The organism is Pseudonocardia sp. NPDC049154 (assembly GCF_040648315.1).
Taxonomy (GTDB): domain Bacteria; phylum Actinomycetota; class Actinomycetes; order Mycobacteriales; family Pseudonocardiaceae; genus Pseudonocardia.
Genome location: NZ_JBEZDN010000214.1, coordinates 1 through 6727 on the forward strand (window position 1 = coordinate 1; position 6727 = coordinate 6727).

Below are 6727 nucleotides of genomic sequence, written 5' to 3' on the forward strand. Positions count from 1 at the left end.
GTCAACGCCTCGCGGTACGGGCCGGGGGGGTGCGCGGGGGCCCCCGCCCCCCCCCGCGGCCCGGGGGGACGCCCCCCCCGGGCGCCAACCCCCGCCGGCCGGGGGGGCCCCCCACCCCCCCCGCAGGGCCCGCCGGGAGGCCCCGGCGGGATGCGGCAGAGCGGCGCCCCCGGCAGCCCGCTGTCCCGGGCGGGCCGCCCCGCGCTCGCGCCGGACTCCCTGGGCGGGCTGCCGCCGATCGTCCGGCCCCCGTCCGCGGACCAGTACCCCCAGGCCTTCACCGGCGAGTTCACCCCCGAGCCGCCCTCCCGCGCGATGCCCGCGCCGCCCCCGGTCGCGCCGGTGGCCCCGCCGGGCACCCACCCCGGGCTCCCGCGCCCGGTGCCGGACCCCGACGCCGAACGCACGGACGTCGGCGTCATCCCGCCGGTCCCACCCGCAGAGCACCCCGGGCAGCCCGAACACCCCGGGCAGCCCGAGCCGCCGTTCGAGACCGCGCCGCACGGAACGGCCGACGCCACGCAGGCCGTCGACCCCGCGAGCCGGCTCCCGCTCTCCGCCCGCACCGCCGGCGCTCCCTCGCCCGCCGTGGCCCCCACCGCGCCCACCGGCGACACCGGCCCCGGCCGCCCCGTCGGCGCCCGGTTCCGGCCCGTCGAGGAGGAGCAGGCCGAGGGCGCGCCGCGCCGCGTCCGCGTGGTGCTGTCCGAGCGCAAGGGCGTCGCCCGCACCGTCCGCACGGTGGTCGACGTGCAGGAGGGCACCGCCGTCGGCGAGCTGCTGCGCACGAACCTCATCGGCGGCCAGCTCGCGGTCGCGCTGCGCATCGGCGGCCTCGCGCTGCTGGTGCTCGGCCTGCTGCCCGCGCTGTTCGCCTTCTACCCCGAGCTCGGCCGGCTCGAGGTGCTGGGGCTGCGGCTGCCCTGGCTGCTCCTCGGCGTGCTGGTCTACCCGTTCCTCCTGGCCCTGGGTTGGTGGCACACGAAGGCCGCCGAGCGGGTCGAGCAGAACTTCGCCGACCACGTCCAGGACTGACCCCGCCAGTTCCCCCGCGCCGGATCCCCACAGAGAGCTCCCCCGTTGCCCACCCCGTCCGTCATCGCGCTGGTCGCCATCGCCCTCGTCGGCGTGGCGTCCGTCGTCATCGGGTCGCTGGGCGTGCGCGTCGCCCGCAGCACCTCGGACTTCCTCGTCGCCTCCCGCACCGTCGGCGCCGTCCCCAACGCCGCGGCGATCTCCGGCGAGTACCTCTCCGCCGCGACCTTCCTCGGGGTCGCCGGCCTGGTACTCCGCGAGGGCGCGACCGCGCTCTGGTACCCGATCGCCTTCTGCGCGGGGTACCTGGCGCTGCTGCTGTTCGTGGCCGCCCCGCTGCGCCGCTCCGGCGCCTACACGATCCCGGACTTCGCGGAGGCCCGGCTGCACTCGCCGCGGCTGCGCCGGCTGTGCACCGCGCTCGTGCTGCTGATCGGCTGGCTCTACCTGCTGCCGCAGCTGCAGGGTGCGGGGCTCTCGCTCACCACCCTGACCTCGCTGCCCTCGTGGGTCGGCGTGCTCGGTGCGGGCGTGCTGGTGGTGCTGTGCGTGGTGGCCGGCGGCATGCGCTCGATCACCTTCGTGCAGGCCTTCCAGTACTGGCTCAAGCTCACCGCGCTCACCGTGCCCGCGCTCGTCGCGCTCGCGCTGTTCGTCGGGGGCGACCGCGAGCTCGACCGGCCCGCCGCGCCGCAGTTCCCCGAGGCCACCACGATCGACGTCCGCACGCCGGTGAACCTCGAGGTCGTCGCGCCCACCCCCCTCGACGCCCGCGGCGAGGTCGACGGCGCGCCCGTCGACGGCCCGCTGGTCTGGCAGCCCGGCGTGCACAGCGTGGAGGCCGGCACCGAGCTGCGCTTCGCGGCCGGCACCGGCGTTCCCGTCCCGGCGGGCACGCCCGCGACGGACCGGGAGTGGCTGGAGCCGCGGTCCGGCCCGCTGAACCTGCTCGAGATCTACTCGATCCTGGTCGCCGGCATCGCCGGCACGATGGGCCTGCCGCACGTGCTGGTCCGCTTCTACACGAACCCGGACGGCCGGGCCGCCCGCCGCACCACCGTCGTCGTGCTGGCCATGATCGGCGGGGTGTTCGTGCTGGTCACGCTCATGGGCCTGCTGTCGCGGGCGTTCACCCCGCAGCTGCTGGTCGACGGACGCACGGACGGCGCGGTCCTGCTCGTCCCGACCGCCGCGCTGGGCGACGGCTGGGCGGGCTGGCTGCTCGGCGGCCTCGTGTCCGCCGGGGCCGCGGCGGCGTTCCTGTCGACGTCGTCGGGCCTGGTCGTGAGCCTGGCCGGCGTACTGTTCACGGACGTGTTGAAGGGGAGGCTGCGGGACTTCCGGCTCGCCGCGCTGCTGTCGGCGATCGTGCCGGTGGCGCCTGCCCTGCTCGTCACGCGGCTGGACCTGGCGCTGACCGTGCCGCTCGTCTTCGCGGTCTCCGCCGCCACCTTCTGCCCGCTGCTCGTGCTCGGCGTCTGGTGGCGCGGGCTCACCCCCGCCGGCGCGACCGCCGGCATCCTCGTCGGCGGGGTGCTGTCCGCCGTCGGGGTCGGGTTCGCGCTGGCCGGGACCGTGCCGGAGGGCACCGTGGGCGTGCTGCTGCTGCGACCCGCCGCCGTCGCCGTGCCGCTGGCCTTCCTCACCATGGTCGTGGTCAGCCGGGCGACCCGCCGCGACGTGCCGATCGACGCCGAGCGGACCCTGCTGCAGCTGCACGCCCCCGAACGCCTCGGCCTGTCCCGCGACCGGTTGAGCCGGGAACCCTCGTGAGCGCGACGGCCGTCGCTGCGCTCACCGCGATCCTGCTGGTCGCGGTGGCCTCGACGGTCATCGGCATGATCGGCCACCGGACCCGCCGGACGTCGGACTTCCTGGTCGCGTCGCGCACGGTCCGGCCGGCGGCCAACGCCGGGGCGATCTCCGGGGAGTACCTGTCCGCGGCCTCCTTCCTCGGGGTGGCGGGGCTCGTGCTCCGCGACGGCGTCGACGCGCTCTGGTACCCCGTCGGGTACACCGCGGGCTACCTGTCGCTGCTGCTGTTCGTGGCCGCGCCGCTGCGCCGCTCCGGCGCGTACACGGTGCCGGACTTCGCCGAGCTGCGTCTGCGCTCGGCGTCCCTGCGCCGGCTCTGCAGCGTGTTCGTGCTGGTCATCGGCTGGCTCTATCTCCTGCCGCAGCTGCAGGGCGCCGGGTTGACCGTCGAGGTCGTCACCGGGCTGCCGCAGTGGATCGGCACGGTCGCGGCCGGGGTGATCGTGGTGCTCACCGTGGTGTTCGGCGGGATGCGCTCGGTGACCTTCGTGCAGGCCTTCCAGTACTGGCTCAAGCTCACCGCGCTCGCCGTGCCGGCCGTGGTGGCGTTGATGTTCTTCCTGAACAGCGGGCACACCTTCGACCGGCCGCAGGCGCCGGACTTCCGCGAGCGGACCACCGTCACCGTCGAGACGGACGTGCAGCTCGACACGGGTGCGCCGACCCGGGTGGAGGTGGGCCCGGCGGGCGGCGAGATCGACGGCGCCCCGGTGCCGCCCGGCACCGTGCTCACCTGGCAGACCGGTACCCGGCACGAGGTGACCGCCGGGTCGGAGCTGGTCTTCCCGGCGGGCTCGCCGGTGCCGACGACGGCGGGCCGGCCGACCACGGACGCCCGCTGGCTCACCCCGCTGGCCGGTGACGGGCCCTACCAGCTGCTGGCCATCTACTCGCTGATCGTGGCGACCTTCCTCGGCACGATGGGACTGCCGCACGTCCTCGGCCGCTTCTACACCAACCCGGACGGCCGGGCGGCGCGCCGCAGCGCGGTGATCGTGCTGGCCCTGCTCGGCGGGTTCTACCTGCTGGTCACCCTGATCGGCGCCCTGTCGCGCTTCTACACCCCGCAGCTGCTCGTCGCCGGCCCCACGGACGCCGCGGTGCTGCTGCTGCCCGAGGCGGTGCTCGGCAGCGGGCTCGCCGGGGCGATCCTCGCCGGGGTGGTCGCGGCCGGGGCGTGGGCGGCGTTCCTGTCCACGGCGTCGGGGCTGCTGGTCAGCCTGGCCGGGGTGCTGTCCACGGACGTGCTGCGCGGTCGCTCGGCGGCGGCCGACCGGCGGATGACCGAGCTGCGGATCTCGACGGTGCTGGCCGGCGCGGCGCCGCTGGCGCTCACCCTCGGCGTGACCCGGCTGGACTTCGCCGAGACCGTCGCGCTGGCGTTCGCGGTGGCCGCGTCGACCTTCTGCCCGCTGCTGGTGCTGGGCATCTGGTGGCGGGGGCTCACCGCGCGCGGCGCGATCTCCGGGCTGCTCGCCGGCGGGGTGCTCTCGGCCGGCGCGGTGGCGGTGAGCCTGGCCGGTGTCGGGGGTAGCGGCTGGCTCGGCGTCCTGCTCTACCGGCCGGCGATCGTCACGGTGCCCCTGGCCTTCCTGGTGATGATCGTCGTCAGCCTCGCCACCCGGAAGCACCGCCCGGCCAACACGGACGCCCTGCTGCTGCGGCTGCACGCGCCCGAACGGCTCGGCCTCTTCCGAGAGCCCGTCGAGAACGTGCGCCGGCCGTCCGCCTGACGTCCGCCGTTCACGCTCCGTCGTCACCGTGACACGGACGGTTTCGCCACGGAACCGTCTCGATCGGCGTCCCGAGTCGTTCGCCCTGTAGTGGCTCCGGCGCCGGAGGAGGGCGCCGGACACGCACGGAAGGACTTCTCATGAGCACCACCGGGGAACGACGCGCCGGCGGGACGATCTACCAGCAGGTCCAGGCGACCCCCGAGTTCGGGGACCTGCGGCGCCGGCTGCGCCGGTTCGTCTTCCCGATGAGCGCGCTCTTCCTGATCTGGTACCTCGTCTACGTCCTGCTGGCGTCGTACGCGCCCGCCTTCATGGCGACCAGGCTGGCCGGCAACTTCACCGTCGGCCTGCTGATCGGCCTGCTGCAGTTCGTCTCGACGTTCCTGATCACGACGCTGTACGTGCGGTTCGCCGACCGGACGCTGGACCCGGCCGCCGAGCGCCTGCGCCACGAGATCGAGGGGGAGGGGTGACGGTGCAGCTCGCCCAGGCCCAGGGCGTGGTCGGCAACGTCGGCCTCAACATCGGCATCTTCGCGGTGTTCGTGCTGCTCACGCTGGTGGTGGTGTACCGGGCCAGCCGGAGCAACCGCACCGCGTCGGACTACTACGCCGCCGGCCGCTCCTTCAGCGGCTCGCAGAACGGGATCGCGATCTCCGGCGACTACCTGTCGGCCGCGTCGTTCCTCGGCATCGCGGGGGCCATCGCGGTCTACGGCTACGACGGCTTCCTGTACTCGATCGGCTTCCTCGTCGCCTGGCTGGTGGCGCTGCTGCTGGTCGCGGAGCTGCTGCGCAACACCGGCAAGTTCACGATGGGCGACGTCCTGAGCTTCCGGATGCGCCAGCGCCCGGTCCGCGCCGCCGCGGCCACGTCGACGCTGGTCGTGTCGTTCTTCTACCTGATCGCGCAGATGGCGGGCGCGGGCGGGCTGATCGCGCTGCTGCTGCAGATCCCGAACTCGGACAAGCTCGGGCAGTCGGTCGTCATCGCGGTCGTCGGTCTGGTCATGATCGCGTACGTGCTGGTCGGCGGCATGAAGGGCACGACGTACGTGCAGATCATCAAGGCCGCGCTGTTGGTGGTGGGCGCGTTCGTGATGACCTTCTGGGTGCTCGGGAAGTACGGGCTGAACTTCTCGGCCCTGCTCGGCGGGGCGGTGGAGAAGTCGTCGAAGGGCGAGGCCCTCCTGGCGCCCGGTCTGCAGTACAAGAACAAGATCGACTTCATCTCGCTCGGCATCGCGCTGGTGCTCGGCACCGCCGGCCTGCCGCACATCCTGATGCGCTTCTACACGGTCCCGACGGCCAAGGAGGCCCGCAAGTCCGTGGTGTGGGCGATCTGGCTGATCGGCGTGTTCTACCTGTTCACGCTGGTCCTGGGCTACGGCGCGGCCGCGCTCGTCGGCCCGGACGTGATCACCAAGGCGCCGGGCGGGGTCAACTCGGCCGCGCCGCTGCTGGCCTTCGAGCTCGGCGGGGAGGTCCTGCTCGGGCTGATCTCCGCGATCGCCTTCGCCACGATCCTCGCGGTCGTCGCCGGGCTGACGATCACGGCGTCGGCCTCGTTCGCGCACGACGTCTACGCCAACGTGATCAAGAAGGGGCAGACCTCGCCGGGCGCCGAGGTGAAGGTCGCGCGGCGCACCGCGTTGCTCATCGGCATCGTCGCGATCGCGGGCGGCATCCTGGCCAACGGCCAGAACGTCGCCTTCCTCGTGGCGCTGGCGTTCGCCGTGGCCGCCTCGGCGAACCTGCCGACGATCCTGTACTCGCTGTTCTGGAAGCGGTTCAACACCATGGGCGCGCTCTGGAGCATCTACGGCGGCCTCGCCGTCTGCCTCGTGCTCATCGTGTTCTCGCCGGCCGTCTCCGGCAGCGAGACCGCAATGATCAAGAGCGCGGACTTCGCGTGGTTCCCGCTGTCGAACCCGGGCATCGTCTCCATCCCGGTGTCGTTCCTGCTCGGCGTGGTCGGCACGTTCGCGGGCCGGCGCGAGCCGTTCGACTCGGAGAAGTACGCCGAGATGGAGGTCCGCTCGCTCACCGGCGCCGGGTCGGAGAAGGCGACCGTCGACGCCTGAGCCACCCTCTCTCCGGACGAACGGCGCTCTCGCTCACATGTAGTGAGCGAGAGCGCCG

The 6727-nt window shown here is 73.9% G+C and carries 5 protein-coding genes; all 5 read left to right on the top strand.

Annotation, left to right across the window (positions count from 1 at the left end; translation table 11 throughout):
• The first annotated feature begins 150 nt into the window (after nucleotides 1–150).
• Entirely contained in the window at nucleotides 151–1035 is an 885-nt protein-coding gene (locus tag AB0B41_RS42170; RefSeq protein ID WP_358212730.1) for a hypothetical protein, read from the top strand.
• 45 nt (nucleotides 1036–1080) lie between these two features.
• Nucleotides 1081–2808, top strand: coding sequence for a cation acetate symporter (locus AB0B41_RS42175; protein WP_358212732.1), 1728 nt, complete (start codon nucleotides 1081–1083; stop codon nucleotides 2806–2808).
• Nucleotides 2805–4583 (top strand): cation acetate symporter, encoded by a 1779-nt coding sequence (locus AB0B41_RS42180; RefSeq protein WP_358212734.1) that lies wholly within the window; start codon nucleotides 2805–2807, stop codon nucleotides 4581–4583. Before AB0B41_RS42175 ends, AB0B41_RS42180 begins: the two co-directional genes overlap by 4 nt.
• A gap of 140 nt (nucleotides 4584–4723) precedes the next feature.
• Nucleotides 4724–5059, top strand: coding sequence for a DUF485 domain-containing protein (locus AB0B41_RS42185; protein ID WP_358212736.1), 336 nt, complete (start codon nucleotides 4724–4726; stop codon nucleotides 5057–5059).
• Nucleotides 5056–6669, top strand: a complete 1614-nt coding sequence (locus AB0B41_RS42190) for a cation acetate symporter (protein WP_358212737.1) — start codon at nucleotides 5056–5058, stop codon at nucleotides 6667–6669. The genes AB0B41_RS42185 and AB0B41_RS42190 overlap by 4 nt, the downstream gene beginning before the upstream one ends.
• Nucleotides 6670–6727: the final 58 nt, after the last annotated feature.